Consider the following 26,553-nt stretch of genomic DNA (forward strand, 5'->3'; position numbering starts at 1 on the left):
AACGGTCAAATGGTTTAGGCGGGCCTAATAGGAGGCCCGCGCAGCCGGGGTGACCAGGGTCCGGACCGAACTGTTGATAATAACGGTTCCGAGGATGATGTCGTGCAGCAGCCGGCGACGGCCGTTGAGCAGGCCGACCAGGAGCACCAGCGGCGACAGGAACGAGATCGTCACCCAGAACAGCACCGCGTGGGTGGCGCCGAGCACGAAATAGCCGCGCGATCCGTACCAGGTGCGCAGTTCCAGGTCCATCATGCGCATGCCAATGGTGGCCGAGTGCTGGCCGCCGATCGAGGCGCCGTAATAGACGATCGCCCAGACGATCGAGGCCGGCGACACCAGCCAGAACAGCGCCCAGCCGAGACCGAGCGTGACGAGGCCGAACACGGCAATGAAGATCACTGCCAGGATCACCGGCACCGACAGTACGAAGAGGTCGATCAGGAACGCGAACACGCGCCGCGTCAGCACGCCGCGGAACAGCTCCGGCTGCATCAACGGATCGAACGCATGCGGGGGAACGCCGCCGTCGTTGCGCCAGGCTTCCCTGCGCCAGGTGCCACCGTCATTGCCGTCGGACATGACCAACCTCCGATGAAAGTCCCGCGCAGGACATGGGAGCACGAGGTGTGCCTGCCAAGGCTGCGCCAACATTAACTAGCCGAAATATTCCGGCGATTCGGCGGCCGAAAGCGCCTGCCTCGGTGTAGGCTGGAGGTTGCGTGACGGCGGGGGACATATGGGCATACAGATCGGGTTGCGCTGCCGCTGTGGGGAGGTTCGGGGGGTGGTCACGAACGCCGCGCCGGCGGCCGTCAACCGCGTCGTCTGCTATTGCGACGACTGCCAGGCGTTCATGCATCGGATCGGCCGGGCCGATCTGCTCGATGTCCACGGCGGTACCGACATCGTCCAGGTCGCCCCGGCGTCGCTCAGTTTCGTGCAGGGGCATGACAAGATCGCCGGGCTGCGGCTGACGCCCAAAGGACTGTACCGATGGTACACCACCTGCTGTAATTCGCCGGTGGGCAACTCGCTGACACCTGTCGTCCCGTTCGTCGGAATCGTGGCGCAGGCTTTCGACGGCGGCGCGGCGCGCGTGGACGAGGTGTTCGGCAAGCCAACCGGCGCAATCCTCGGCAAATATGCGATCGGCGAAGCCCCGAATGGATCGACCGGCTTCAACCTGCCGCTGATCCTGCGCGCGATCGGCAAGGTGTTGGGCTGGCGCCTGCGCGGCAAGGCCTGGCCGCATCCGTTCTTCAAGCGCGAGACAAAAGAGCCGATCTACCCGCTGAGCGTGCTGTCGCAGGATGAGCGCGAGGCGCTGCGCCCGCTCTGCGGTCCACGTCCAACCGCGCCGGCCGGGCCGGTGTAGCGCCCTTACGATTCCGCCTTGATCTTCTCGGCGGCCCGCGGCGCGAAATAGGTGAGGATACCGTCGGCGCCGGCGCGCTTGAAGCCGACCAGGCTCTCCATCATCGCGCGCTCGCCGTCGATCCAGCCATTGGCTGCGGCGCCTGCGATCATCGCGTATTCGCCCGACACCTGGTACACGAAGGTCGGCATCGCGAAATGGTCCTTCACGCGACGGACGATGTCGAGATAGGGCATGCCCGGCTTCACCATCACCATGTCGGCGCCCTCGGCGATGTCGAGCTCGACCTCGCGGAGCGCCTCGTCGGAATTGGCGCTGTCCATCTGATAGGTGCGCTTGTCGCCGGTCAGCGTCTTGGCCGAGCCGATCGCGTCGCGGAACGGGCCGTAGAAGGCGGAAGCATATTTCGCCGCATAGGACATGATCTGGACGTCGCCGAAGCCGTTGTCGTCGAGCGCCTCGCGGATCGCGCCGATCCGGCCATCCATCATATCCGACGGCGCGATCACGTCGCAGCCGGCCTCGGCCTGGGTCAGCGCCTGCTTGACCAGCACCGCGACCGTCTCGTCGTTGAGGATCTTGCCGCCCTCGATCAGCCCGTCGTGGCCATGGCTGGTGAAGGGATCGAGCGCGACGTCGCAAAGCACGCCGATGTCGGGAAATTCCTTCTTGATCGCGCGCACCGCCTGGCAGACCAGATTGTCGGGGTTGAGGGCCTCCGAGCCTTGCTCGTCGCGCAGGGCCGGCTCGGTGAAGGGGAACAGCGCGATGCAGGGGATATTGAGTTTTGCGGCACGCTCGGCGTCGCGGACGATCTGGTCGACCGTGAGCCGGTCGACGCCGGGCATCGAAGCCACCGGCGTACGGGCGTTGTGGCCATCGACCACGAACATCGGCCAGATCAGGTCGTCGGTGGTCAGCACGTTCTCGCGCACCAGGCGGCGGGCCCATTCCGATTTGCGATTGCGGCGCATCCGGATCGTGAGGTCGAGCGAGGGGGAGGCGAGGGCATCAGTCTGGCGCCGCGGCGCATCGCGCAGTTCGATCGGGCGCCCGAATTTGATCGCCATGTCTTGTTCTCCTCGACGGACGGCTGCTCTGGACTTGATATAAGTGTGCTTCTAGCACCTGTCAGTGGCGCCGTCATTGCGCCGCTATTGCACCCCTGTTGCATTCTTGGCGCCCTTGATTTGCCGCAACGGCGATTGATTTTGGGCCCCCGGCGGGCCAAGACTGTGCCATGAACCCCATTTTGCAGCCGCCATTCGGCGATTCGGATGTCTGACACCTCTGCACGCGATCAGGCGCGGGATAACGCCATCTCGGTGAGCGCGATCTCGTCCGACCGGATCGAGCCGGACGACAATGCGTGGACGCGGCGCCTCGTCATCTTCCTGCGCATCATGGCCGTCGTCTCGGTCGCCAAGGGCCTCTATCACTGGGCCCAGGTGACGGGCTTTGTCGGCGGTGAGGAGGAGGCCTTCGAGAACCAGTCGATGGCCTGGCAGACCGCCACGATCTATTTCGCCGTCATCGAGCTTGTCGCCGCCGTCGGGCTCTGGCTCGCGACGCCGTGGGGCGCCGTGGTCTGGCTGACCACCGTGGTGTCGATGGCGGTCATCGAGCTGATGTTTCCGGGCATCTATGGCGGCAGCCTCACCGTGGTCGGGCTCGAGGCCTTGATGCTAGCGGCCTATCTTGCGCTGGCCTGGATGTCAGCGCGCGAACGCCCGCCATAGGCCCGCGCGCCGCATGGCTCGATGCGCTGTTGCCTGGCTGCGACAGCGCGGCGATTAGCTCACGGTGACTGGTAATATATTGCAGTCGTGCGCGCAACGAGAAGACAGCGTCGCTGGTTCTGCTAGGTGGGTGCCACAGATCGCATCCCCATTTAAGGCGTCCCATCGCGGCAGCGCCTTTGCGGGACCTGCCGTCGGGACCCATTTTACCGGATCTCGGCGCGCGTGCCGGCCGGCTTTGCGCGGGTCGACGGCGGAACCGATCTGGCTGCGGCGACGAACGGGGCCCGCTTGCGCGCACCACGCGCGTCCCGCCCCGATGCACTCCCGTAAAATTTTCGAAGAATTTTCCGGTAACCGATCGGTCACCGTAAAGGGTTCCCTCATACCCGTTACGCCACCGTTTCGAATTCAGACGCTGCTGTTTCCGAATGTGACAGGTGAGGCACACGAAGCGTGAACAAGGGCCCGCCACCGTCAATGAACAGTTGCGAAAAGTCCTTGATCCATGGGCTTAATCCGCGATTCACTGTCTTAAATTCATGATCTCTTTATTCTCTTATTTAAGCGGATATTCAAACGGCCCCCTTACGTTGGACCTATCAGGCGGGACACAAGTTTCGTCGAAATAAAGTCGATAAAAACGACAAACAGGGGAAGTGTCATGATGAAAGCCGTTGCGACAACGGCGGCGGATGCCGCTGATCGCGCTGCCGGTCAAGCTCCGGTGCAGCCGCTCTATCTCGAAGCCCTGACTTTGGTGGAGCGGCTGCATCGCCGGCTCCTCGACGTCATCAAGGACGAATTCGATCGTCGTGGCCGCGCCGACATCAACTCGGTGCAGGCGCTGCTCCTCTACAATATCGGTGACAAGGAACTGACCGCCGGCGAGCTGCGCACCCGCGGCTACTATCTCGGCTCCAACGTCTCCTACAATCTGAAGAAGCTCGTCGAGCTCGGCTTCCTCGATCACCAGCGCTCGCGCGTCGATCGCCGCTCGGTCCGCATCCGTCTGACCCCGCAGGGCCAGGAAGTCCGCAAGATCGTCGACGCGCTCTATCAGAAGCACGTCAAGACGGTCGAGCAGGTCGGCGGCATCTCGAACGAGGAGTTCGCGAGCCTCAACAAGTCGCTGCATCGCCTTGAGCGCTTCTGGACCGACCAGATCCTGTATCGCCTCTGAGCCTCCCTCGTTTCGCCTGATGGCCAAGCCGGCCGCCCAGAAGACCGGCAGCCTCCCTCCAGTCGACGCATCGGTCATGCCCGGTCGATGCGCTTTTCATGCTGCACCTGCGAAAATAAATCGGTCCCGGCGAGGAACCAAGCCATTCCCTGCGCTTTATCCTGTCTCCCAATGGAGAGGCAGGACATGCTGGTCGAACGCGGGATTGAGGTGCTGAACGTCGAGGTCGTCGGTGACGCCTACGCGATCGCCTCGAATTATCTGCGCAAATCCGGCACCATTCCCGACACTTTCGCCACCAATGAGCGCCTGCTCGGCATCATCGTGAAGCTGTTCCAGCGCGGTGAGCTGAACCGACTCCGCCTCGCCAACAAGGCGATCGCGAAGTTCGAGGCCGAGACGCTGGTGGTCGCCTGAGCGTCAACCCGGAGACTTCAATGGAAGCCGCGATCGATCGGATCATGCAGACGTATGATCTGCTGCTCAACCGCACGTCCGCTGCAAGCGACGAAGCACGGGCGAAGGTGACAGAGTACGTGCAGACGCTGTTCGAGGCGGGCGAGCGCGATACGCATCGGTTGACCGTGTGCGGGCTGACCTATCTGCGCCAGCTCGACGGCAGCACCGACCATGTGAAGGCCGGCTATACCGGGCTGTAGGGCGTACTTTTTGTCGTCCCTGCGAGATTCAATTGTCAAACAGCCACTCGGTGTCATCACCCGCGCATGCGGGTGATCCAGTATTCCAGAGACGCCTGTGCTTGAGCCGAGAGGCCGCGGCGTACTGGATCGCCCGGTCGAGCCGGGCGATGACAGTGTCAGTGGGGACGTAGCTTCGCCGCTAGGGCGTCAGGACACACGACTTCGCCGTCCGCATCACGCGCATTCGTCGACCGCGCGATCAGCGTCCACCGCATCTCACCGCAACACCCGTGACGATGCGCTGCGCCCCTCGATCGGGAGAGACGGACAAACCATATACTGAATCGCATTTCTGATAAGGCGAAATCGCTTTGTGCGAGGCGATCGAGGGAGGGGGCCGCGCGAGTCAACCACGCGGCCTGGTTTCTGCGGCTCTCTGCGTGTCCCGGAAACGCCGCCGGCCTGGTTCCGCGGCCGGAACACCGTACTGATCCGGATTTTTTCAAAAGCCAGGATGGTCGTAATACAACTCTGCCGGCACTACCTTTATTTGCAGAGCATCTTTTAACTTTTGAGTTCTTACAGGTCCATTCCAACCGGCAGAAAAGGACCGCCCATGTGACGGTCCTTTTCGATTCGATTCCTCACCGCAGCAGAAGCCACGCCACGCTGGCAAGCAGGCCCATCAGCGACACCACCGCCGCGCAGACAAAGGCAAACTCCACGCTGTCGAAATGGTGATGGTTGCGGTGATGGTTCGCCTGCATCGTCGCCCTCCTAGATGGGCTTCCGTTGACCTGGGGACATCAGCCATTCCGACATGTGCGCGGCGGCGGATTTGTCCCATGCATTTTCCCTTTATCGGTTCCTGCCCGGAACAAGAGCCCGATTGTCGGGACACCGTAAGGTTCCAAGCTCAAAGCTCCTTCAGCAGCCATCCCATTGCTCCAATGCGCGCGGGAAGAGGATTGCCGCGCGTCGGCGCCCACCGGCAATCCCGTTTACCTGACCCCGGTTCGAGATCCGGCGGTTGTCCTCACGCTAGGTGGACCGCGGCGCGGATCTGGGGAGATACGCACCGGCGATGTGGCGAGCTCCGGTCCCGGCACGTCGCAGGCGGGGAAGGTATTCTTCAGCCATATCAATGCACGCGCCATCGAGGCTGTATGCCGCCTGATGGTTGATTCCCTTGATCTCAAAACGCTCATGTCACTTATCCCATGATGCCGCTTCGTCGGCATGCACGACCGTCTCTTCGCGATGCGAACGCGAATGAATGAAGCGACCTAGCTTTTTTGAATTGAAAGTTGCGGGGACGGAGTTTTCATCGCGCTCCCGACTATGACAGACAACTCTGTGCTTGCCGTTCTGGTTCCTGGCAAAGCGACGGTCGATGCGATCCGCCGTCACATTGGCGGGCTTCGCGCCGCCGCTTCGCCCTCGGAGTGGCGATCCCCGGCGCTGTAAAACCTCCGGCGCCCGGGGATTGTTGGTTTGCGGATCAAGCAAGCAATCTTGAAACCGATAGCACGTCCAAGGGGTGGTCGGTGGGTTGGTCGGTTGTCGCGTGTTCGTTGTCTTCCGCTAGGTCGTGTGGACACTTACCGCATCCAAAGGACGATGGCTGCGAGAGTGACGACGGCGCGATAATTTCGAGCGGTCTTTTCGAAGCGGGTTGCAACGCGGCGGAACTGCTTGAGCTTTGAGAAGCAGCATTCGACGAGGTGACGCTGGGTATAGAGGTGCTTGTCCAGCGGGTATTTGAGTGCGCGTGACGGGTTGTTGGGGATGACGGCGAGCGCGCCCTTGGCGGCGATGGCTTGACGCAAATGATCGGCGTCATAGGCCGTATCGGCCATGACGACCTCGGCAGGTAGTCCCTCGATCAATGCGGCAGCTTGCGGTGCATCGCCCTTCTGGCCTGCGGTCAGCGCGAACCGTACGGGACATCCCAAGCCACGAACGGCCATATGTATCTTGGTGCTCAGCCCCCCGCGCGAGCGGCCGATCGCCTGATCTTCAGACCCCCTTTTTTGGCGCCGGCGGCGTGCTGATGCGCCCGGACGATGGTTGAATCGACGATCAGATATTCGAAGTCCGGATCATCGGACATCGCCTCGAAGATCCGCCACCAGACGCCCTTGATGCTCCATCGACTGAAGCGCCGGAACACGCTGTTCCAATCCCCGAACGCCTCCGGGAGATCACGCCAGGGAGAGCCCGTGCGAACAATCCAAAGCACACCTTCCACGAACATCCGATTGTCGCGCCCAGTGGAGCCCTTCTGGTCGGGGCGACCTATAATCAGCGGTGCCATCCGCTCCCAAGCCGCGTCGCTCAATACCAAACGGTCCATCACACCCAAGACTGCCTCCCCAAAAGCAGTCTTGAATCTGATTTGCGCTTAAAAGGGAATCCTTAGAGTCCACACCACCTAGCGGTATCGTCATCAATGCGGGGAATCCGGCTTCACTGCCGCTTGTTCGCCCGGCGGCGGCGAAGTTCGAGGTGCAAGAAAAAGCCCCAGCGCGGGAATGCGCCGGGGCTCGTGTTTCCGCTTTGCTCGTTAACCTGCGTGATCGGCAATGCGTCGCCGAGCAGACGGATTTTCGGTGTTACTTGTTCTCAGGGATCCAGGTCGTACTGGCCCGATCGTACTTGAAGCCCGGTGCAGCCTTCAGGCTATCCTTGGTCTCGTCGAGCGTGAGCCACCACTTGTCGTCCTTCTTTTGCGATTTGACGGCCGTGTACGGCACGATCACGTCCTTCTCGCCGGCGCCGAGAAAGCCGCCGACGCCGATGACGAGGCCGGTCACCTTGCCCGCCTTGTCGACAAGCACGTCGTCGATCGTCCCGATCTTGGATTCCTTCGGATCATAGACATTCTGCTTGTAGTAGTTGGTGATGGTCCAGCTGTCCGTCGGGGCGGCGGGCATCGTGGTCGCCGCATGCGCGGCGGTAGCGAACGCCGCAGCCAAGATGCAGCCGATAGCAAACTTCTTCATAAGGGAAACTCCTCGCCTTCAGTGGAGATGACCGATCCGGCAGATGCCGTCACCCAGGATGACGACTGCCGGCGCGGCCCAAAGTATGGTGACTGGCGCGCTCGGCGCCCATTAGTCGGACGTGCAGACCTGGACAGTCTTCATGCCGGCCTCGGCTTCGGAGCGCGTCTTGTAGATCGTGCCCGACGGGCTGACGACGGTGGTGGTCGCATCGACCGGCTTCCGATCGACGATCGTGCACTTCTTCGTCTTCACGTCTTGCACGACGTAGAATTCGTCCGCTGCAAATGCCGGCGTGACAAAAGCGGCAAGCAACGCTGCCGCGACAATCGTTTTAGCGTTCATGTTCTCTCCTCCAATGCCGTATCTATCGGCGGAGGTGGAACGGGAAGAACTAGCAATGGTTCCTAGAGCTGAACAACCGGCAGTACCGTGCTGCGCGCCGCGCTGCCGCGACGGAATTTTTTGATCAGCGACATTAGCTATTCCGACTTCGAGCGAGCCGGCTGGCTCCCGGCTCGAATCAAGGCAAGGGAAAACCGACTGTCGAGGTGCGGCGATATGCAGCACGGTCTGGTCGCGCCGTCGGGCTTGCCGAAGGCTGTGGCGAATGGTCGCTAACAACGCGCAGACGCGAGCTCGGCGAGCGATTCCATAACCCGATGGGACCGCGCGTTTCGATTGGCGATGCGACCACGCGACTGGACGCGGCCAGCGATCGGCAGGCCGCGTCTGAAAATCCAGGAGGAAGCCTCATGATCTCGTCCCACATGCGCCTGTTCGGCGCGGTTGTCGCGCTGTTGCTTGGGGCGAACGGTCCGGCGTCCGCGCAGCAGCTCGAGCTCAAGCTGATGGCGCCCGCAGCGCCCGGCGGCGGCTGGGATCAGACCGCGCGTTCGATGCAGCAGGCGCTGGTCGCCGCCGGTGTCGCGCGCAGCGTCCAGGTCACCAACGTGCCCGGCGCCGGCGGCAGCGTCGGCATCGCGCAGTTCGTCAATGGCGCCAAGGGCGACGGCAACCAGATGATGGTGAACGGTTTCGTCATGGTGGGCGCGCTCGCCATGAACAAGTCGCCGGTGACGTTCGATCAGGTGACGCCGATCGCGCGCCTGACCGAGGAGACCCAGGTCATCGTCGTGCCGGCGAGTTCGCCGATCAAGACGGCGCAAGACCTTGCCGCCGCGCTCAAGGCGGATATCGCCAAGGTGACCTTTGCCGGCGGCTCGGCCGGCGGCGTCGACCACGTGATGGCGGCGCTGTTCGCGGGCACGGTCGGCGCCGACGCGAAGAAAATCAATTACATTCCGTTCTCGGGCGGCGGCGAGTCGCTCGCCGCCATTCTCGGCGGCAAGGTCACGGCCGGCATTTCGGGCCTCAGCGAGTACGAAGGCCAGATCAAGGCCGGCAAGCTGCGCGCGCTCGGCCTGACCTCGGCGCAGCGTCTGCCCGGCGTCGACATCCCGACCTTGAAGGAGCAGGGGATCGAGCTGGTGCTGGCCAATTGGCGCTCGGTAGTCGCACCGCCCGGCATCACGCCGGAGCAGCGCAAGGTACTGAGCGACGCCGTCGAGAAGATGGCGAAATCCGGTGCCTGGAAGGACATCCTGAAGCAGAAGGGCTGGGATGACGCCTATCTCGGCGGCGATGCGTTCGCCGATTTCCTGAAGAAGGAGATCGCGCGCGTGACCGAGGTGTTGAAGTCCGTCGGCCTCGTGAAGTCATGATGCCGGACACGGCTTCGGAAAATCTCCCGCGCGAGCCGGCGCGATGCGTCGATCGCGCAGGCGTCGCTATCGCCGCCGCGCTTGCTGTGCTCGCCGCCGTGCTTGTGTTGGACGCCAGCAAGCTGCCGTCCACCACGATGTACGGCATGGGGCCGGAGGCGATGCCGGTTGTCATCGCGATCGGCCTCGTCATCCTCGCGGCCGGCAATCTGATCGACGCGCTGCGCGGCAAGCTGCCGCCGCGCGAGAGCATGGATCCGAGGCCGGTGTGGCTGATCATCGGCGGCCTGGCGCTCCTGATCGTCATTATCGGCCTCGGCGGCGGCTTCATCCTCGCCACCTCGGCGCTGTTCGTCACCACGTCGGCTGCCTTCGGCCGGCGCGCCGTCGCGGCCGACACCGCCATCGCGCTCGTGATCACGACCCTCATCTATCTCGCGTTCGACAAACTGTTGACGCTGAGCCTGCCCGCCGGCCCGCTGGAGCGACTGCTGTGATGGACACCTTCGCCGCGCTCGCGCACGGCATGGCGGTCGCCATGCAGCCGATGAACCTGCTCTACGCCCTGATCGGCGTGTTCCTCGGCACCGCGGTCGGCGTGTTGCCCGGCATCGGTCCGGCGCTGACGGTCGCGCTGCTGCTGCCGGTGACCTACAAGCTCGATCCCGGCGGCTCGCTGATCACGTTCGCCGGCATCTATTATGGCGGCATGTATGGCGGCTCGACCACCGCGATCCTGATCAACACGCCGGGCGAGAGCGCGTCGATGGCGACCGCGCTCGAGGGCAACAAGATGGCCAAGGCCGGCCGCGGCGGCCCGGCGCTGGCGACCTCGGCGATCGGCTCGTTCGTGGCCGGCACCATCGCCACCATCGGCCTCGCATTCCTCGCGCCATGGCTGGTCGACGTCGCGGTTCGGTTCGGGCCGGAGGATTACTTCGCGCTGATGTGCGTCGCCTTCGTCACGGTGTCGGCAACCTTTGGCGACTCGCCGGTTCGCGGGCTCACCAGCCTGTTCATCGGTTTGACGCTCGGGCTGGTCGGCATCGACAAGCTCACCGGCCAGGCACGGCTTGCGTTCCGTATCCCCGAGCTGCTCGACGGCGTCGAGGTGACGACGCTCGCGGTCGGCCTGTTCGCGGTGGGCGAAGCGCTCTATGTCGCCTCGCGCCGGCATCACGCCGAGGAGAAGCTCGAGCCGGTGCGCGGCTCGCTGTGGATGACGCGGGAGGATTGGCAGCGCTCATGGAAGCCGTGGCTGCGCGGCACGCTGTTCGGCTTTCCGATCGGGGCGCTGCCGGCCGGTGGCGCCGAGATCCCGACCTTCCTGTCCTATTCAACCGAGCGGCGGCTGACCAAACATCCGGAGGAGTTCGGCAAGGGCGCGATCGAAGGCGTCGCGGGACCGGAAGCCGCCAACAACGCGTCCGCCGCGGGCACGCTGGTGCCGCTGTTGACGCTTGGGCTGCCGACCTCGGCCACCGCGGCGATGATGCTGGCGGGCTTCCAGCAATACGGGCTCAATCCGGGGCCGCTGTTGTTCGCGGAGCGGCCCGATCTGGTGTGGGGCCTGATCGCGAGCCTGTTCATCGCCAACGGCATGCTGCTGGTGCTCAATCTGCCGCTGGTCGGGCTGTGGGTGCGGCTGCTCGCGATCCCGCAGCCATGGCTCTATGCCGGCATCCTGGTGTTCGCGACCATGGGCACGATCGCGGCGAAGCCGTCGGTCGTCGAGCTGTCGATGCTGGCGGCGTTCGGCGTGATGGGATTTTTGATGCGGCGCTTCGATTTCCCGATCGCGCCCGTCGTCATCGGATTGATCCTCGGGCCGATCGCAGAAAGCCAGTTGCGCCGCGCGGTGGCGATCAGTCTCGGCGATCCCATGGTGCTGCTGCAAAGCCCGATGTCGGCTGTGCTGCTCGGCATCGCGCTGATCGCGCTGCTTGCACCGTTCGTGCTTAGGGGACTGGGACGTTTCAAGGCCAATGAAGATTAGGACGCGAATCCATCGGCCGCGTCGAGACAGACGGTAACGCTGCCAACATTTGCTTGATCCGGAAATATCCAAACTCCGATCTCGGTCTTCCTTTCAGCAACGCACATGCCTCGCCCGCGCGAGGCGCAATCAAGGCGGCTGAACGATGAAGATGATCTACCTTCTGGCGGCGCTCATGCTGGCGCCATCTGTTGCGACCGAGGCCTTCGCTCATGCACGGGCCGGCAAGGGCAGCGATCGAGCCCATGTCGGCACGGGACCGACAATTGGCAACGGGCTGCAGGGATACGGTATCGTCGGTCGTCAGATCGCGGCTCCGCCGTGGAGTTCGGCCTGCATGAACGACACAGGCCCACGACAAAGCGACGAGCCCCATGTGGGTCTATGGCAGCCCCGACTATGTCGCGCAGTTCAAGAGTGCATTCTGATATCGACCCGCGGCTAGGACAATTCGTCATATGGCCTGCCTGCAACACCGTCGCGCGATCGGTTGAATCGGCGGGCGCCGCGTTTTTTTTCGCTCTTGCGCTGTGATACGCGTGAGGCGGGGTATGAGATGAGGCGGTTCGTTCTCAGGCATCGTGTGGGCAGGGCGGCGGCGTTTGTCGCAGCCTACGCGCTTGTCCTCAACGTCATCCTGTCGAGCCTGCTCGTCGCCAGCATATCGCCTGCGGCCGCGGCGGCCGGCCAGATCCTCTGCATCAACAGCGCCGATGCCGATGCGGCCCGCGACGATGCCGGCAAGAGCGGGCGGGGCGGCACGATCCACTGTCCGCTGTGCATCGGACATCACGTCACCGGCGCGCTGCCGCCGCTGGAGTTCGCGCTCGGCGCGCGGCTGCCGGTCGCGGTCACCACGATCCGTGCCTTCGAAGCGCGGTTCGTTGCACGCTTCCGATCCTACGACCATCAATCCCGCGGACCTCCGGCACTGACCTGACCGCCGGCGCTTCGGCGCACCTCGTTCGTCAGTTCACATTCGGAGTCCAATCATGTCATCCGCCATCGCGCGGCTGCGAGCCTGTGCGCTCGCCGGCGCCGCCGCAGCATTCATCTCGCCTGCAGGCGCTCAATCTACCTCGCAATCGACACTGCCGTCCGTCACGGTCGATTCACCCCAACAGCGGCGCGACGCATCGGTGCGTTCGCAGCGGCGCGCCGCGCGCAGCGCCCCGGCGCGTGTCGCGCGTGTTCCTGCCGCGCCGGTGCAGGCGGCCAATGGTGAGGGCGGCGGCGGCGGCCGTGCCGCGCTGGCCGTGCTGTCGGCGCAGCAGGCGCTCACGGAAATCAACAACACCCCGGGCGGCGTCGCGCTGGTGCCGGCCGCCGCCTACCGCAACTCGACCGTGGCCAATACGATCAAGGACATCCTCGACTATGTCCCCGGCGTCTTCGCGCAGCCGAAATGGGGCGACGATACGCGGCTGTCGATCCGCGGCTCCGGCCTGTCGCGCAATTTCCATCTGCGCGGCATCCAGCTCACCATGGACGGCATTCCGATCAACACCTCGGACGGCTACGGCGATTTCCAGGAGATCGATCCGACCGCCTACAAATATGTCGAGGTCTACAAAGGCGGCAACGCGCTGCAGTTCGGCGCCAATTCGCTCGGCGGTGCGATCAATTTCGTCACGCCGACCGGACGCGATCCGAATCCGAATGGCGCATCGTTCGACTTCGGTGCCTTCAACACAAGGCGGCTACAGGTCAATACCGGTGGGGCGAACGGGCCGTGGGACGGCTTCGTCACTGCGTCCACGCAAGCCTCGGACGGTTTCCGCGATCACAGTTTCGGCTCGAGCAACAAGCTCAGCGCCAATGTCGGCTACCAGATCTCGCCCGACGTCGAGACCCGGTTTTACTTGAATGCCAACGAGGTGCGGCAACGCATCCCGGGCAGCATCGACCGGACGACGGCGCTGACGTCGCCGACCACCGCCGCTGCCGTCAATGTCGCCAATGACTGGCAGCGTAACATCGATACGGTGCGGGTCGCCAACAAGACGACCATCCGCCTTGATGACACCATGCTCGAATTCGGTGCGTTCGGGGTCGACCGGCACCTGATGCATCCGATCTTCCAGTGGCTCGACTATCGCTACAAGGACTATGGCGGCTTCGCGAAGCTGACCGACGACCGCATCATCGGCGGTTTCCGCAACCGCTTCGTCGCCGGCGTCAATATCCTCAACGGCACGATCGATGCCCAGCAATTCGTCAATGTCGGCGGCTTCAAGGGCGCGCCGACCTCGGCGTTGCGGCAGACGCCCGAGAACTATTCGGCGTTCGCAGAGAATTCGCTCTACTTCCTGCCTAACGTTGCCTTCATCGCCGGCACGCAATATCTGTTCGCGGTGCGCGACCAGCACGTCAACTTCTCGACCAATGGCGATCTCAACGGCCGCAGCAGCTTCAGCCTGTGGAGCCCCAAGACCGGCCTGTTGTGGCAGGTCGATCCGAGCTGGCAGGTGTTCGGCAATGTCTCGCGCAGCGCCGAGGTGCCGAGCTTCGGCGAGAGCGTCAGCCCGAACTTCCTCAACCCGGCTCTGCCGAACATCCCGTTCTTTTCGATCAAGCCGCAGACCGCGACGACCTACGAGGTCGGCACCCGCATGAAGCGGCCGGATTATGCCTGGGAGGTCGCGCTCTATCGTTCCGAAATCGACAACGAGCTATTGTGCCTCTACAGCGCGTTCGGCAATTGCAACGTCACCAACGCCAACAAGACGGTTCACCAGGGGATCGAGGCCGGGGCGGGCGCAGCAATCGTTCGCGACATCTTCGCGGGCGGACCAGCGCCGGACAAGATCTGGCTTAACGTCGCCTACACGCTGAACGATTTCCGGTTCGACAATGATCCCGTGTTCGGCAACAACCAGCTGCCGGGTGCGCCGCGCCACTTCGTGCGGGCGGAGCTGCTCTACAAGCATCCGACCGGGCTCTATGTCGGACCCAATCTGGAATGGGTGCCGCAGGCCTACTTCGTCGACAGCGCCAACACGCTGATGACGTCGGCCTATGCGATCTGGGGCCTCAAGGCCGGCTTCGACAATGGCGGTCCGGTGTCCGGTTATATCGAGGCGCGCAATATCGCCAACAAGGCGTATATCGCGAGCGCCAGCATCATCGACCGCGCCAATGCGGCGTCACCGCTGTTCGAGCCCGGAACGGGCAGGGCGATCTATGCGGGGCTGCGGTATCGGTGGTGAGCAGGATGCAGACTGGCAGTCGCGTGAAACCCTGTCATGCGCTCGGCATGTAAAAGGCCCGCTCCGGGGCTCGCAATTCGGAGCGGGCCAGTCTGGGCGCGGCAAGTGTAGCCGCTGTTCGAACCTAGCGCGACATGCTGACACCACCCTGACGGCGTCAAAAAAATGGAGAGGCGGCTGAATGCCGCCCCTCTGTCTCGATGATGGATTTGTGAACGGAATGTTTCGCGGCACGCTCACCATTTATAGGCGAGGCTTGCCGTGATGCGCCGGCGATCGCCGTAGTAGCAGGAGCTGATCGTCGCGCAGCTCGCGACGTAGATCTTGTCGGTGACGTTCACGACATTGAGCGCCGCGCGCCAGTTGTTGTCCCATTCGTAGTGCAGGGCGAGGTCGCCGAGCACGACTCCCGGGACGCGCGCGGTGTTCGCGGTATCGGCAAAGGACGAGCCGACATAGCGGACGCCGCCGCCGAAGCCGAAGCCGTTCAGCGGGCCGTCGCGGAAGGTGTAGTCGGTCCAGACCGAGGCGAGCTGCCGCGGGGTGTTGGTCGGCACGGTGCCGATCAGCGCGGGATTGAGGTCCTTGCTGACGAACAGCTCGTAATTGGTGTAGCTCGCCACCAGCTTGAAATCCCGCGTGATGTTCGCCACCGCCTCGAGCTCGACGCCGCGCGAGGTGACCTCGCCGTTCTGGGTCTGGAACAGCGTGTTGTTCGGATCTGTGGTCAGCGCGTTCTTGCGCTTGAGGTCGAACAGCGCGACGCCGAACCGCGCGTTGAGGCCGACCGGCTCGTACTTGACGCCGACCTCGGTTTGCTCGGAGGTCTCCGGCAGCAGCAACTGGCCCGCTGCACTGGTGCCGATGACAGGATTGTAGCCGGTCATGTAGGAGACGTAGGGCGCGACGCCGCTGTCGAAATTGTAGATCGCGCCGACCCGGCCGGAGAACTTGCTGTCGTCGCGGCCCTGGGAAGCGCCGATCCGGTTGTTGTTGGTCAGATCGACCCAGTCCTGGCGTCCGGACAGCACGACCGTCAGGCGGTCGAGCTTGAGCTGATCCTGCAGATAGAGCCCGGCCATGCCCTGGGTGAGATAGGCGTTCTGATACAGCGGGCCGCCATACGGCAGGTTGTTGCCGTAGACCGGATTGAACACGTTGAGATTCGTGCCCATGCCAAAACCCTGGCGGTCATCGATACCGTAATATTTCAGATCGACGCCGACCAGCGCGGTGTGCTGCAGCGCGCCCGTTGAGAAGCGATATTCGAGCTGATTGTCGAGGTTGAGCTGCGTGGCGATGCCGCGGGTGTAGAAATTGCCGCGGGTGATGTCGGCGGCCGCCGGTGTCGTCGCGTAGCCGAGCCCGTAGAGCCCGGCGTAATAGACGTCGACATGCGCCATGCGCGCGTTCTGGCGGAAGTCGACGTTGTCGGTGACGCTCTTCTGGAACTGGTAGCCGACCATCTCCTGGTCGCGGCGGAACTGGTCGACGCTGGGATCGCCGGCGAACAGGCTGGTCGGAATGCGGCCGAACGGCGCGTTGGTGACGGTGCCGACATAGGGCAGGAAGTTCAGCGCGCGGGTGTTGCTGTGCGAGGCCATGCCGAACACGGTGAGGCTGGTGTCGGCGTCGGGCCGCCAGGTCACCGACGGGGCGAAGAAGAAATTGTTGTCGTAGACATAGTCGGTCTGGGTGCCGCCGCCCTGGGCCTGGCCGACCAGGCGATACTGCACCTGGCCGCCGCCGGACTGGGCCGCCGCGCCGCCGATGTCGAACTGGGTGTAGGCGTTGCCGAAATTGTTGACGCCGGTCTCGATGTAGCGAATGGGCTCCGCCTGCGGCAGCTTGCTCACCGCGTTGACGAGGCCGCCCGGCGCCGAGCCGCCATACAGGATGCCGGTGGGACCGCGCAGCACCTCGACGCGCTCGAGATTGAAGGGCTGCGGCTTCCAGCTCGCATAGGAGGTGTAGAACAGCTGCAGGCCGTCGAGGAACAGCGACTCGTTCTGCGCGGGGAAGCCGCGGATCATGAACCAGTCGTTGCGGAAATCGGCGCCATAGGTGCCCCCGATGACGCCGGGCGTGTAGCGCAGCACCTCGTCGAACTTGCTGACGATCTTCTGGTCGCGGATCTGCTCGGCGCTGATCACCGTCACCGATTGCGGCGTCTGGATGATCGGCGTGCTGGTCTTGGTGCCGCTGGCGCTCTGCCGCGCCAGGTAGCCGGTGACCGGGCCGTTGGCGCGCTCGTATCCGCCGCCTGAGCCTGCAGCCTGCTGTGCTGCCTGTGGCTGCGCTCCCGCCGGGGCGACTGTTGCGCGGCGCGAGGCGCTGCGTGCGCGCGTGGTCCGTTGCGACGGCTGTTGCGATCGAACTGCTTGCCGGTGCGACGGCGCATCGACCGTCACGGACGGCAATTGCGTCTGCGCGAAGACCTCGTCCGCACCGGCAACCGAAAGCACCATCAGAGCCGAAGCGGCAAACCGCTGCGGCCGAATCCATCCGTCCGTCATTCAACGCCCCCAAAGAGAATTGTCTTCGGCGTCGTTATCACGGTGATTTTCGCGAACAGCCCGCGCGCCGTTAGAAGGTATCGAAGCTGTGCGCAAAGCCGGTGTGTGTGACTGAGAGACAACGGAGTACGACACACAATTGCACGCATCGCGTGAGAGCTTTGAATCGATCCAGTGTTGAACGATTCAAGAATTGAACGATTTGAAAATCATCGCGCGAGTCATCGCTCGTTTCATCGCGATCGAACGTGATCGAGAGCGCGGGACGTCGGCTACGTGGTGATTGAGTCGCTTGGAGGTCGAGGGCGCCGATTGCCTTAGCTGACTCGGTTGCTTTTCTCGATTCCGGAAGGGGCGTCACGTTGCCTTCGCCGTGGCCGCGTTACTGGGGCAGAAGCAACAACCATCGTGATGATGATCAAACATCAGCATGTCGGCGGGGACTTGGAGCGCGCGCCGCCGAATCCTAGACGAAAGCAGGTATTGCGATTGCCACCTACGGCTATGCAAAATGCGACAACCGGAAGTGGTGGAGCCGTTCTGGAAGCAAGCATCCTAACGCTTCGTCGAGGAATAAGCAGGCCGTGCCCCTCGCCGGAGCGGGAAATGCCCCGATTCGCCGTTTTTTGACGCGGCTGTTGGGTGGACTGCCGTTGGTTGGGATCGGCTCCTAGCCCGCTGGCAATCCCCGCCATCCCCACCATATCTGGCATAATTGACCGCCGGGGACCGCAACGGCTTGGCCATTTTGGGGTGATGTGATAACCCTCTGAAACCAGCTTCGACCGCCACTCGTGACCGTCCGCATCCCGTGTAAAGGCTTGCGGCGGTGGAGATATTTCGCCGATGACCTCGTCCTCCAAGACCGCTTCCGCGCCCGATTCCTTCTTCACGGCAACCCTTGCCGAGGCCGATCCCGAGATCGCCGCCGCGATCAAGGGCGAACTCGGCCGGCAGCGCCATGAGATCGAGCTGATCGCCTCCGAGAACATCGTCAGCCGCGCGGTGCTGGAGGCGCAGGGCTCGGTGATGACCAACAAATACGCGGAAGGGTATCCGGGCGCGCGTTACTACGGCGGTTGCGAGTGGGTCGACGTCGCCGAGAACCTGGCGATCGAGCGCGCCAAGAAGCTGTTCGGTGCCGGCTTCGCCAACGTCCAGCCGAACTCCGGCAGCCAGATGAACCAGGCGGTGTTCCTGGCGCTGCTGCAGCCCGGCGACACCTTCATGGGTCTCGACCTCGCCGCCGGCGGCCATCTCACCCACGGCTCGCCGGTCAACATGTCCGGCAAGTGGTTCAAGGCCGCGCATTACACCGTGCGCCGCGAGGACCAGATCATCGACATGGACGAAGTCCAGAAGCAGGCCGAGCAGGTCAAACCGAAGCTGATCATCGCCGGCGGCTCGGCCTATTCGCGCGCCTGGGACTTCAAGCGCTTCCGCGAGATCGCAGACTCGGTCGGCGCGTATCTCCTGGTCGACATGGCGCATTTCGCGGGCCTCGTTGCCGGCGGCGTGCATGCCTCGCCGGTGCCGCATGCGCACGTCACCACCACCACGACGCACAAATCGCTGCGCGGTCCGCGCGGCGGCCTGATCCTCACCAATGACGAGACGCTCGCCAAGAAGCTGAACTCGGCGATCTTCCCCGGCCTGCAGGGCGGCCCGCTGATGCACGTCATCGCCGCCAAGGCAGTCGCGTTCGCCGAAGCGCTGCGGCCGGACTTCAAGGTCTACGCCAAGAACGTGGTGGAGAACGCCAAGGCGCTGGCGGAGACGCTGCGCGGCCACGGCCTCGACATCGTGTCCGGCGGCACCGACAACCATCTGATGCTGGTCGACCTCAGGCCGAAGGGCCTGAAGGGCAACATCTCCGAGAAGGCACTGGTGCGCGCTGCGATCACCTGCAACAAGAACGGCATCCCGTTCGATCCCGAGAAGCCGTTCGTCACCTCGGGCCTGCGTCTCGGTACGCCTGCTGCGACCACCCGCGGCTTCGGCGTCGCCGAGTTCAAGCAGGTCGGCGGCATGATCGCGGAAGTGCTGAACGCGCTGGCGCAGTCGCCGGACGGCAAGGCGCCGCTGGTCGAGGCCGCGATCAAGGAACGCGTCAAGGCGCTGACCGATCGCTTCCCGATCTACCAGTAAAGTACAGGGTCGCTGTTAGAGGTCCCATCGGATGCGCTGCCCGAGCTGCAATTCTCTCGATACGCAGGTCAAGGACTCGCGTCCGACCGAGGACTCCGCGGTTATCCGCAGGCGGCGCGTCTGCATGGCCTGCAACTTCCGCTTCACGACCTTCGAGCGGGTGCAGCTGCGCGAGCTGACCGTGATCAAGCGCAATGGCCGCCGCGTGCCGTTCGACCGCGACAAGCTGGTGCGTTCGCTGCAGATCTCATTGCGCAAACGCCCGGTCGAGTCCGAGCGGGTGGAGAAGATGGTGTCCACCATCGTCCGCGAGCTCGAAAGCGGCGGCGAGGCGGAGGTCTCCTCGGAGGCGATCGGCGAGATCGTGATGGAGCATCTGCGCCAGCTCGACGACGTCGCCTATGTGCGCTTCGCCTCGGTCTATCGGAATTTCCGCGAGGCCAAGGATTTTGAGGCCGTGCTCGACGAGCTGACCGGCGAAGAGGACCCGCGGATCGCGACGTTGCGAAAATGATCTTCCGCATTCTGGAAGAGCAGCTCGGGCAGAAGGCCAAAGAGGCAAAGGAAACGGCAAAGGCCGCCGATCTGCGCTTCATGCAGCTTGCGCTCGCGCTCGGTCGCCGCGGGCTCGGGCGCACCTGGCCCAATCCGGCGGTCGGCGCGGTCATTGTCAAGGACGGCGTGATTGTCGGCCGCGGCTGGACCCAGCCCGGCGGCCGCCCGCATGCCGAGGTCGAGGCATTGAGGCGCGCGGGTGACGCGGCGCGCGGCGCCACGCTCTACGTCACGCTCGAACCCTGCTCGCATTTCGGCCGCTCGCCGCCCTGTGCGGATGCCGTCGTCGCGGCCGGGCTTGCCCGCGTGGTCTCGGCGATCGAGGACCCCAATCCGGAGGTCGGCGGCAAGGGGCACGCCAAGCTGCGCGCCGCCGGCATCGCGGTCGATGTCGGGCTGTGTGCGGCGGAGGCCGCGCGCGACCATGCCGGGCATTTCCGCCGTATCACGGACAAGCGCCCGCGCGTGATCCTCAAGCTCGCTGTGTCCGCCGACGACAAGATTGCAGCGGGTGGCCACAAGCCGGTAGCGATTACCGGCGAGGCTGCGCGGAGGCGCGTGCATCTGTTGCGCGCGCAGAGCGATGCGATCCTGGTCGGGATCGGCACGGTGAAGGCCGACGATCCGCTCCTGACCTGCCGGTTGCCCGGCATGGCAGCGCGCTCGCCGGTGCGGGTGGTGCTCGATCGCGCACTGCGGATCTCCGGCGACAGCCGCCTCGTGCATTCGGCGCGCGAGACGCCGCTGTGGGTGATGACATCGGATCTTGCCGAGGCGCCGGCCGCGATGAAGCTCGGTGCTGCCGGGGCAGAGGTGATCCGCGTTGCGTCCAGCGCGCGGCCGGGGCTCGATCTGCCGGCGGTGTTGCATGCGCTGGCGGAGAAGGGCGTCACACGGTTGATGGTCGAGGGCGGCGCACGCGTGGCAAATTCTTTCGTGGCAGCCGGCCTTGTCGATGAAATCTGGCTGTTCCGCGGACCTGAACCGATCGGTGCCGATGGCGTTCCCGCGCTGGACGCAATGCCGCTCGCCGCAATCACGCAGTCGCCCGCTTTCCGGGTTCGTGCTAGCGAAACCATCGATAACGACAGTCTCATGATCTACGAGCGTGCGTAATGTTTACCGGAATTGTCACCGATATCGGTGAGATCGTAAGCCTGAAGCCCGTGGCGCAGGGGCAACTGCACCGGATGCGGATTGCCTGCGACTATGACCAGACCACGATCGCCGACGGCGCCTCGATCGCCTGCAACGGCGTCTGTCTCACCGTGATCGCCTCCGGCACGGCTGACGGCAAGACCTGGTTCGATGTCGACGCCGCGGCCGAGACGCTCGGCATGACCACCGCCAGGCACTGGGCGCAGGGTGGCCGGCTCAACCTCGAGCGTGCGCTCAAGATCGGCGACGAGCTCGGCGGTCATATCGTGGCCGGGCATGCCGACGGGATCGCCACCATCGTCAAGCGGGACGATCTTCCGGACATGGCGCGCTTCGAGCTGCGAACCAGCCGCGAACTGGCGCGTTTCATCGCAGCGAAGGGATCGGTGACGCTGGACGGCGTGTCGCTGACCGTGAATACGGTCGACGATGTCACCTTTTCGGTGCTGATCATCCCGCACACGCTGTCCGTCACGACCCTGAGCGGCTGGAAGGCCGGCAGCGAGGTCAATATCGAGGTCGATCTGATGGCCCGCTATGCCGCGCGGCTGTCGGAGATGAAATAGCCCCGGCCTCGGCATTGCGGCCGAGACAGACGTCCTTATCTGCCTGTTCACCTCGGGCGGCTTCCAGCCGGATAGCCTATGCATTGCGGGCCAAGCCGACCTGAAAAATCAGGCTGATCGCGGTGACATCCGGGCCAGTATTGCCCTTGGCTTTACCGCCTGCTGCGCCTAAAACGCAGCACAACTCCTCCCCAAGTTCCGATTGGTATTGCAATGGCTGACGCGCGGCGCGCACCCCTCAAGGACCAGACCGACATCACCGGCGCACGCGTGCTGATCGTCGAAGCCCGGTTTTATGACGACATCCAGGATGCGCTGCTGGAAGGCGCGCTCGCCGAGCTGAAGACGGCGGGCGCCAGCCATGACGTGATCACGGTACCGGGTGCCCTGGAGATTCCGGCCGCGATCGCGATCGCGATCGACGCCGCGGCGGCAAACGGCAAGCCCTATGACGCGGCGATCGCGCTCGGCTGCGTGGTGCGCGGCGACACCATCCATTTCGAGATCGTCTCACAGGAGTCCTCGCGCGGATTGATGGATCTGGCCGTGAGCCGGAAATTCCCGCTCGGCAACGGCATCCTCACCGTCAACACCGAGGCGCAGGCCTGGGCGCGGGCGCGCGCCAGCGAGTTGAACAAAGGCGGCGACGCCGCACGCGCGGCGATCGCGATGCTGCGGATCAAACGCCGCTTGGCAAAGGCCTGACCATGGCTGACAACAAGAAGCCCGCGAAAGCCCCCGACAGGAAAGCCAACCGGCGCGGCGCAGCGCGGCTCGCCGCCGTGCAGGCGCTGTACCAGATGGACATTGGCGGCGCGGGCATCAACGACATCTTCGCCGAGTTTGAGAGCCACTGGCTCGGTAACGAGGTCGAGGGTGAGAAATACCTGCCGGCGGAAGCCGCGTTCTTCCGCGACGTCGTCTCCGGCGTGGTGCGCGACCAGGCCAAGCTCGATCCCCTGATCGACGAGGCGCTGTCGAAGGGCTGGCCGCTGAAGCGGATCGACGCGATCCTGCGCGCGGTGCTGCGGGCAGGGTCCTACGAGCTCGAGCACCGCCGGGACGTGCCGGGCCGCGTCGTGGTTTCCGAATATGTCGACGTCGCGCACGCCTTTGTCGAGAAGGACGAGACCGGCATGGTCAACGCCGTGCTCGACCAGATCGCACGTCAGTTCCGCGGCGACGAGTTTGTGCGGGGCTGAACCACGTATTCCGCCGTCATCACCCGCGCATGCGGGTGATCCAGTACGCCGCGGCGGTGATTGGCAACAACAGCTTGCGCGGCGTATTGGATCGCCCGGTCAAGCCGGGCGATGACAGCGGAGGGGAAGGCGCGCGATATGGCAGAGCGTCAGGACGGTCCATCCGGCGAAGACTCCCTGATCGCGCGCTTTTTCAAGCCGCTTGCGACTGACCCCGGTGCGTTCGGTCTCGACGACGACGCCGCCGCGCTGCGGGCGGCCGGCGAGGACATCGTGGTCACCACCGATGCCATCGTCGAGGGTGTGCACTTCCTCAGCGACGATCCGCCCGACACGCTGGCGCGCAAGGCGCTGCGCGTGAACCTCTCCGACATCGCGGCCAAGGGTGCGGTGCCCGCCGGCTTCGTGCTGACGCTGGCGCTGCGCCGCGCCGAGGAGACCTGGCTCAAGCCGTTTGTCCAGGCGCTCGGTGAGGACGCCAGCCATTACGGCTGCCCGCTGCTCGGCGGCGACACGGTCTCGACGCCGGGGCCGCTGATGATCTCGATTACCGCGTTCGGGCGACTGCCTCATGGCAAGATGGTGCACCGCGCAGGCGCAAAGGCCGGCGACCGCCTGTTCGTGACCGGCACGATCGGGGATGCCGCGCTCGGCCTCGATGTGCTCCGGGGCGGTCCGGTCGCGGCGGCACTGGCCGACGATGCCGCCGGCCGGGATTTTCTTGCGGCCCGCTACCGAGTTCCGCAGCCGCGCAACGCCCTTGCCAAGGCCGTCCGCAGCTACGCCAGCGCGGCGATGGACGTGTCCGATGGTCTCGCCGGCGATCTGGCCAAGCTTTGCGCAGCCAGCGGCGTGACGGCCGTGATCAACGTGCCGAGCATTCCTTTGTCGCCTGCGGCAGCGGGGCTACTTGCGCGCAAGGCGATCGGGTTCGAGACTTTGGTGGCCGGCGGCGATGACTATGAGCTCTTGTGCGCGGTCCCGGGCGATCGGGCGGACGCCTTTGTGCGCGAGGCAAGGCAGGCCAAGGTCGCGGTCACCGCCATCGGCGGCCTCATTGCAGGCTTGTCACCGCCAAGCTTTCTGGACGGACAGGGCAGGGAACTGGCGCTGAAGCGACTGTCCTACAGCCATTTCTAGAACGTCCGGCCGAAACGCGCCGACTTTCCTTCTAAATTGCTGCCGATATCGGCGTTTTCGGCCATAGGTGGCGTTGCACAGCGGTAACGATTTTGGCAAGGTCGCGCCCGATTTGAGGCAATCCGTTTTTGGGGAGGATTGCCCTCGCAAAATAAGCGCCTGCCGCCCCCTAGCGGCATAAAGAAGGCGCGGGGGTTACATCAAGGATCTGAGGCAACATTCAATGACAGCTTTATGGTTGATTGTGCTCTGCGGGGCGCTTTCCATCGTCTACGCGATCTGGGCGACGCAGTCGGTCTTGAACGCGGATGCGGGCAATGCCCGCATGCAGGAAATCGCGGGCGCGGTGCGCGAGGGCGCACAAGCCTATCTGCGGCGGCAATACACCACGATCGGCATGGTCGGTATCGTGATCTTCGTGGTGCTGGCCTACTTCCTTGGCCTCCTGGTGGCGATCGGCTTTGCGATCGGCGCCATCCTGTCGGGTGCGGCCGGCTTCATCGGCATGAATGTCTCGGTGCGCGCCAACGTCCGCACCGCGCAGGCGGCGACCACCTCGCTCGCCGGCGGCCTCGAACTCGCTTTCAAGGCGGGTGCGATCACCGGCATGCTGGTTGCCGGTCTCGCGCTGCTCGGAGTCACCATCTACTTCATCGTGCTGGTCAAGTTCATGGGGCTGGAAGCCGGTAGCCGCACCGTGGTCGACGCCATGGTGGCGCTGGGCTTCGGCGCCTCGCTGATCTCGATCTTTGCCCGTCTCGGCGGCGGCATCTTCACCAAAGGTGCAGACGTCGGCGGCGACCTCGTCGGCAAGGTCGAGGCCGGCATCCCGGAGGACGATCCGCGCAAACCCGGCCACCATCGCCGACAACGTCGGCGACAATGTCGGCGATTGCGCCGGCATGGCGGCGGACCTGTTCGAGACCTATGCGGTGACCGCGGTCGCCACCATGGTGCTCGCGGCGATCTTCTTCGCCAAGACGCCGATCCTGGTGAACATGATGACGCTGCCGCTCGCGATCGGCGGCATCTGCATCATCACCTCGATCATCGGCACATTCTTCGTCAAGCTCGGCGCCAGCCAGTCGATCATGGGTGCCCTGTACAAGGGCCTGATCGCCACCGGCATCCTGTCGCTGGTCGGCGTCGCGGCCGTGATCAACTGGCTGATCGGCTTCGGCAAGCTCGATGGCGTCGACTACACCGGCATGGCGCTGTTCGAGTGCGGCGTGGTCGGTCTCGTCGTCACCGGCCTGATCATCTGGATCACCGAGTACTACACCGGCACCGACTACCGTCCGGTGAAGTCGATCGCGGCGGCTTCGGTCACCGGTCACGGCACCAACGTGATCCAGGGCCTCGCGATCTCGATGGAGGCGACCGCGCTGCCCGCGCTCGTCATCATCGCCGGCATCCTGGTCACCTACAGCCTGGCCGGCCTGTTCGGCATCGCGATCGCGACCGCCACCATGCTGGCGCTGGCCGGCATGATCGTCGCGCTCGACGCCTTCGGCCCGGTCACCGACAACGCCGGCGGCATCGCCGAGATGGCCGGTCTGCCCAAGGAGGTGCGCAAGTCGACCGACGCGCTCGACGCGGTCGGCAACACCACCAAGGCGGTGACCAAGGGCTACGCGATCGGCTCTGCCGGTCTCGGTGCGCTGGTGCTGTTTGCGGCCTATAATCAGGACCTGAAATTCTTCATCGCAGACTCCGCCAACCACCTCTACTTCAAGGGGGTCAATCCCGACTTCTCGCTCAACAACCCATACGTCGTGGTCGGCCTGCTGTTCGGCGGCCTGCTGCCGTATCTGTTCGGCGCGATGGGCATGACGGCGGTCGGACGCGCCGCCAGCGCGATCGTTGAAGAGGTGCGCCGTCAGTTCCGCGAGAAGCCCGGCATCATGCAGGGCACCGACAAGCCGGACTACGGCAAAGCCGTGGACCTGCTGACCAAGGCGGCGATCAAGGAGATGATCATCCCGTCGCTGCTGCCGGTGCTGTCGCCGATCTTCGTCTACTTCGTGATCTATGCGATCGCGGGCGGCGGCGCGGCCGGCAAGTCGGCGGCATTCTCCGCGGTCGGCGCCATGCTGCTCGGCGTTATCGTCACCGGTCTGTTCGTCGCGATTTCGATGACCTCGGGCGGCGGCGCCTGGGACAATGCCAAGAAGTACATCGAGGACGGCCACTACGGCGGCAAGGGCTCTGACGCCCACAAGTCCGCGGTGACCGGCGACACTGTCGGCGATCCCTACAAGGACACGGCGGGCCCGGCGGTCAACCCGATGATCAAGATCACCAACATCGTGGCGCTGCTGCTGCTGGCGATTTTGGCGCACTGAGCGGTACGACAAGACTGAATGCAAAACCCCGCGGTGCAAGCCGCGGGG

At 64.4% G+C, this 26,553-nt stretch carries 24 protein-coding genes and 1 pseudogene; 18 read left to right on the forward strand and 7 right to left on the reverse strand.

Translation table 11 applies throughout. From position 1 onward, the window contains the following. Positions 1–24: 24 nt before the first annotated feature. Positions 25–582 (reverse strand): RDD family protein, encoded by a 558-nt coding sequence (locus ACVW1C_RS38485; protein ID WP_456762685.1) that lies wholly within the window; start codon positions 580–582, stop codon positions 25–27. A 157-nt stretch (positions 583–739) separates the two neighbouring features. On the opposite strand from ACVW1C_RS38485, the gene ACVW1C_RS38490 reads away from it, so the two are divergent. Continuing rightward, positions 740–1,378: a DUF6151 family protein gene (locus ACVW1C_RS38490; protein WP_456762686.1), complete on the forward strand. Its 639-nt coding sequence runs from the start codon at positions 740–742 to the stop codon at positions 1,376–1,378. Positions 1,379–1,383: 5 nt separating this feature from the next. Here the strand turns inward: ACVW1C_RS38490 and hemB are convergent, their stop codons facing one another. Then, a complete protein-coding gene (hemB, locus tag ACVW1C_RS38495) occupies positions 1,384–2,448 on the reverse strand; it encodes a porphobilinogen synthase (RefSeq protein WP_456655464.1) in 1,065 nt (354 codons plus the stop codon). Between the two features lie 207 nt (positions 2,449–2,655). Between hemB and ACVW1C_RS38500 the strand changes: the two genes are divergently transcribed. The 4 genes from ACVW1C_RS38500 to ACVW1C_RS38515 all read left to right on the forward strand — a co-directional run bounded on the left by ACVW1C_RS38500 (position 2,656) and on the right by ACVW1C_RS38515 (position 4,959). Continuing rightward, the gene (locus ACVW1C_RS38500; protein ID WP_016845013.1) at positions 2,656–3,117 is read left to right on the forward strand and encodes a DUF6163 family protein; all 462 of its coding nucleotides are present in this window, start codon (positions 2,656–2,658) and stop codon (positions 3,115–3,117) included. Between the two features lie 664 nt (positions 3,118–3,781). After that, positions 3,782–4,300 carry a transcriptional regulator LdtR gene (gene ldtR, locus ACVW1C_RS38505; protein ID WP_024583358.1) on the forward strand — a complete coding sequence of 173 codons (519 nt, stop codon included), beginning with the start codon at positions 3,782–3,784 and terminating at the stop codon, positions 4,298–4,300. Positions 4,301–4,486: 186 nt separating this feature from the next. After that, on the forward strand, positions 4,487–4,717 hold the full coding sequence (locus ACVW1C_RS38510) for a hypothetical protein (RefSeq protein WP_298369124.1): 231 nt from the start codon (positions 4,487–4,489) through the stop codon (positions 4,715–4,717). A gap of 20 nt (positions 4,718–4,737) precedes the next feature. Continuing rightward, positions 4,738–4,959, forward strand: coding sequence for a hypothetical protein (locus tag ACVW1C_RS38515; protein ID WP_021078384.1), 222 nt, complete (start codon positions 4,738–4,740; stop codon positions 4,957–4,959). 626 nt (positions 4,960–5,585) lie between these two features. Here the strand turns inward: ACVW1C_RS38515 and ACVW1C_RS38520 are convergent. From ACVW1C_RS38520 to ACVW1C_RS38535, 4 genes are all read right to left on the reverse strand, one after another. Next, the gene (locus ACVW1C_RS38520) at positions 5,586–5,708 is read right to left on the reverse strand and encodes a hypothetical protein (protein WP_456762687.1); all 123 of its coding nucleotides are present in this window, start codon (positions 5,706–5,708) and stop codon (positions 5,586–5,588) included. An 834-nt stretch (positions 5,709–6,542) separates the two neighbouring features. Continuing rightward, a protein-coding gene (locus tag ACVW1C_RS38525) for an IS5 family transposase (protein WP_456762688.1) occupies positions 6,543–7,306 on the reverse strand; the annotation gives its coding sequence in 2 pieces (ribosomal slippage) (positions 6,543–6,968 and positions 6,971–7,306; 762 coding nt in all). A 250-nt stretch (positions 7,307–7,556) separates the two neighbouring features. Continuing rightward, complete coding sequence (locus ACVW1C_RS38530; RefSeq protein WP_456762689.1) at positions 7,557–7,946, reverse strand: PRC-barrel domain-containing protein; 390 nt, start codon at positions 7,944–7,946, stop codon at positions 7,557–7,559. Positions 7,947–8,057: 111 nt separating this feature from the next. After that, the gene (locus ACVW1C_RS38535; protein WP_456762690.1) at positions 8,058–8,291 is read right to left on the reverse strand and encodes a hypothetical protein; all 234 of its coding nucleotides are present in this window, start codon (positions 8,289–8,291) and stop codon (positions 8,058–8,060) included. Positions 8,292–8,701: 410 nt separating this feature from the next. Here ACVW1C_RS38535 and ACVW1C_RS38540 point away from each other — a divergent pair, with 410 nt between their 5' ends. The 5 genes from ACVW1C_RS38540 to ACVW1C_RS38560 all read left to right on the forward strand — a co-directional run bounded on the left by ACVW1C_RS38540 (position 8,702) and on the right by ACVW1C_RS38560 (position 14,875). Next, positions 8,702–9,670 carry a Bug family tripartite tricarboxylate transporter substrate binding protein gene (locus tag ACVW1C_RS38540; RefSeq protein ID WP_456762691.1) on the forward strand — a complete coding sequence of 323 codons (969 nt, stop codon included), beginning with the start codon at positions 8,702–8,704 and terminating at the stop codon, positions 9,668–9,670. Then, the gene (locus ACVW1C_RS38545; RefSeq protein ID WP_456762692.1) at positions 9,667–10,167 is read left to right on the forward strand and encodes a tripartite tricarboxylate transporter TctB family protein; all 501 of its coding nucleotides are present in this window, start codon (positions 9,667–9,669) and stop codon (positions 10,165–10,167) included. The genes ACVW1C_RS38540 and ACVW1C_RS38545 overlap by 4 nt, the downstream gene beginning before the upstream one ends. Next, positions 10,167–11,666: a tripartite tricarboxylate transporter permease gene (locus ACVW1C_RS38550; RefSeq protein ID WP_456762693.1), complete on the forward strand. Its 1,500-nt coding sequence runs from the start codon at positions 10,167–10,169 to the stop codon at positions 11,664–11,666. Before ACVW1C_RS38545 ends, ACVW1C_RS38550 begins: the two co-directional genes overlap by 1 nt. Positions 11,667–12,222: 556 nt before the next feature. Next, on the forward strand, positions 12,223–12,606 hold the full coding sequence (locus ACVW1C_RS38555) for a DUF2946 family protein (RefSeq protein WP_456762694.1): 384 nt from the start codon (positions 12,223–12,225) through the stop codon (positions 12,604–12,606). A gap of 52 nt (positions 12,607–12,658) precedes the next feature. Then, a complete protein-coding gene (locus ACVW1C_RS38560; protein ID WP_456762695.1) occupies positions 12,659–14,875 on the forward strand; it encodes a TonB-dependent receptor family protein in 2,217 nt (738 codons plus the stop codon). 236 nt (positions 14,876–15,111) lie between these two features. Here ACVW1C_RS38560 and ACVW1C_RS38565 read toward each other — a convergent pair whose 3' ends face one another. Next, positions 15,112–17,391 (reverse strand): TonB-dependent siderophore receptor, encoded by a 2,280-nt coding sequence (locus ACVW1C_RS38565; RefSeq protein WP_456762696.1) that lies wholly within the window; start codon positions 17,389–17,391, stop codon positions 15,112–15,114. An 846-nt stretch (positions 17,392–18,237) separates the two neighbouring features. Between ACVW1C_RS38565 and glyA the strand changes: the two genes are divergently transcribed. The 8 genes and pseudogenes from glyA (at position 18,238) to ACVW1C_RS38605 (ending at position 26,505) form a co-directional block, all read left to right on the forward strand. Further along, a complete protein-coding gene (gene glyA / locus ACVW1C_RS38570) occupies positions 18,238–19,539 on the forward strand; it encodes a serine hydroxymethyltransferase (RefSeq protein WP_456762697.1) in 1,302 nt (433 codons plus the stop codon). Positions 19,540–19,570: 31 nt separating this feature from the next. Beyond that, positions 19,571–20,053, forward strand: a complete 483-nt coding sequence (gene nrdR / locus ACVW1C_RS38575) for a transcriptional regulator NrdR (RefSeq protein ID WP_050400938.1) — start codon at positions 19,571–19,573, stop codon at positions 20,051–20,053. Next, the gene (ribD, locus tag ACVW1C_RS38580) at positions 20,050–21,210 is read left to right on the forward strand and encodes a bifunctional diaminohydroxyphosphoribosylaminopyrimidine deaminase/5-amino-6-(5-phosphoribosylamino)uracil reductase RibD (RefSeq protein WP_456762698.1); all 1,161 of its coding nucleotides are present in this window, start codon (positions 20,050–20,052) and stop codon (positions 21,208–21,210) included. The genes nrdR and ribD overlap by 4 nt, the downstream gene beginning before the upstream one ends. Further along, positions 21,210–21,818, forward strand: a complete 609-nt coding sequence (locus ACVW1C_RS38585) for a riboflavin synthase (RefSeq protein WP_456762699.1) — start codon at positions 21,210–21,212, stop codon at positions 21,816–21,818. Before ribD ends, ACVW1C_RS38585 begins: the two co-directional genes overlap by 1 nt. Positions 21,819–22,031: 213 nt before the next feature. Beyond that, positions 22,032–22,523 (forward strand): 6,7-dimethyl-8-ribityllumazine synthase, encoded by a 492-nt coding sequence (gene ribH / locus ACVW1C_RS38590; RefSeq protein WP_092114727.1) that lies wholly within the window; start codon positions 22,032–22,034, stop codon positions 22,521–22,523. Positions 22,524–22,525: 2 nt separating this feature from the next. Next, positions 22,526–23,020, forward strand: a complete 495-nt coding sequence (gene nusB, locus ACVW1C_RS38595) for a transcription antitermination factor NusB (protein WP_092114726.1) — start codon at positions 22,526–22,528, stop codon at positions 23,018–23,020. A gap of 138 nt (positions 23,021–23,158) precedes the next feature. Next, the gene (gene thiL, locus ACVW1C_RS38600; RefSeq protein ID WP_456762700.1) at positions 23,159–24,160 is read left to right on the forward strand and encodes a thiamine-phosphate kinase; all 1,002 of its coding nucleotides are present in this window, start codon (positions 23,159–23,161) and stop codon (positions 24,158–24,160) included. A 223-nt stretch (positions 24,161–24,383) separates the two neighbouring features. Further along, a pseudogene (locus ACVW1C_RS38605) lies at positions 24,384–26,505 on the forward strand (sodium-translocating pyrophosphatase). The last annotated feature ends 48 nt before the right edge of the window (positions 26,506–26,553 follow it).

It is taken from the genome of Bradyrhizobium sp. USDA 4011 (genome assembly GCF_054063415.1).

Coding starts and splice junctions, on each gene's coding strand:
- ACVW1C_RS38485 (WP_456762685.1), bottom strand. CDS start 582: ATGTCCGACGGCAATGACGGTGGCACCTGGCGCAGGGAAGCCTGGCGC.
- ACVW1C_RS38490 (WP_456762686.1), top strand. CDS start 740: ATGGGCATACAGATCGGGTTGCGCTGCCGCTGTGGGGAGGTTCGGGGG.
- hemB (WP_456655464.1), bottom strand. CDS start 2,448: ATGGCGATCAAATTCGGGCGCCCGATCGAACTGCGCGATGCGCCGCGG.
- ACVW1C_RS38500 (WP_016845013.1), top strand. CDS start 2,656: ATGTCTGACACCTCTGCACGCGATCAGGCGCGGGATAACGCCATCTCG.
- ldtR (WP_024583358.1), top strand. CDS start 3,782: ATGATGAAAGCCGTTGCGACAACGGCGGCGGATGCCGCTGATCGCGCT.
- ACVW1C_RS38510 (WP_298369124.1), top strand. CDS start 4,487: ATGCTGGTCGAACGCGGGATTGAGGTGCTGAACGTCGAGGTCGTCGGT.
- ACVW1C_RS38515 (WP_021078384.1), top strand. CDS start 4,738: ATGGAAGCCGCGATCGATCGGATCATGCAGACGTATGATCTGCTGCTC.
- ACVW1C_RS38520 (WP_456762687.1), bottom strand. CDS start 5,708: ATGCAGGCGAACCATCACCGCAACCATCACCATTTCGACAGCGTGGAG.
- ACVW1C_RS38530 (WP_456762689.1), bottom strand. CDS start 7,946: ATGAAGAAGTTTGCTATCGGCTGCATCTTGGCTGCGGCGTTCGCTACC.
- ACVW1C_RS38535 (WP_456762690.1), bottom strand. CDS start 8,291: ATGAACGCTAAAACGATTGTCGCGGCAGCGTTGCTTGCCGCTTTTGTC.
- ACVW1C_RS38540 (WP_456762691.1), top strand. CDS start 8,702: ATGATCTCGTCCCACATGCGCCTGTTCGGCGCGGTTGTCGCGCTGTTG.
- ACVW1C_RS38545 (WP_456762692.1), top strand. CDS start 9,667: ATGATGCCGGACACGGCTTCGGAAAATCTCCCGCGCGAGCCGGCGCGA.
- ACVW1C_RS38550 (WP_456762693.1), top strand. CDS start 10,167: ATGGACACCTTCGCCGCGCTCGCGCACGGCATGGCGGTCGCCATGCAG.
- ACVW1C_RS38555 (WP_456762694.1), top strand. CDS start 12,223: ATGAGGCGGTTCGTTCTCAGGCATCGTGTGGGCAGGGCGGCGGCGTTT.
- ACVW1C_RS38560 (WP_456762695.1), top strand. CDS start 12,659: ATGTCATCCGCCATCGCGCGGCTGCGAGCCTGTGCGCTCGCCGGCGCC.
- ACVW1C_RS38565 (WP_456762696.1), bottom strand. CDS start 17,391: ATGACGGACGGATGGATTCGGCCGCAGCGGTTTGCCGCTTCGGCTCTG.
- glyA (WP_456762697.1), top strand. CDS start 18,238: ATGACCTCGTCCTCCAAGACCGCTTCCGCGCCCGATTCCTTCTTCACG.
- nrdR (WP_050400938.1), top strand. CDS start 19,571: ATGCGCTGCCCGAGCTGCAATTCTCTCGATACGCAGGTCAAGGACTCG.
- ribD (WP_456762698.1), top strand. CDS start 20,050: ATGATCTTCCGCATTCTGGAAGAGCAGCTCGGGCAGAAGGCCAAAGAG.
- ACVW1C_RS38585 (WP_456762699.1), top strand. CDS start 21,210: ATGTTTACCGGAATTGTCACCGATATCGGTGAGATCGTAAGCCTGAAG.
- ribH (WP_092114727.1), top strand. CDS start 22,032: ATGGCTGACGCGCGGCGCGCACCCCTCAAGGACCAGACCGACATCACC.
- nusB (WP_092114726.1), top strand. CDS start 22,526: ATGGCTGACAACAAGAAGCCCGCGAAAGCCCCCGACAGGAAAGCCAAC.
- thiL (WP_456762700.1), top strand. CDS start 23,159: ATGGCAGAGCGTCAGGACGGTCCATCCGGCGAAGACTCCCTGATCGCG.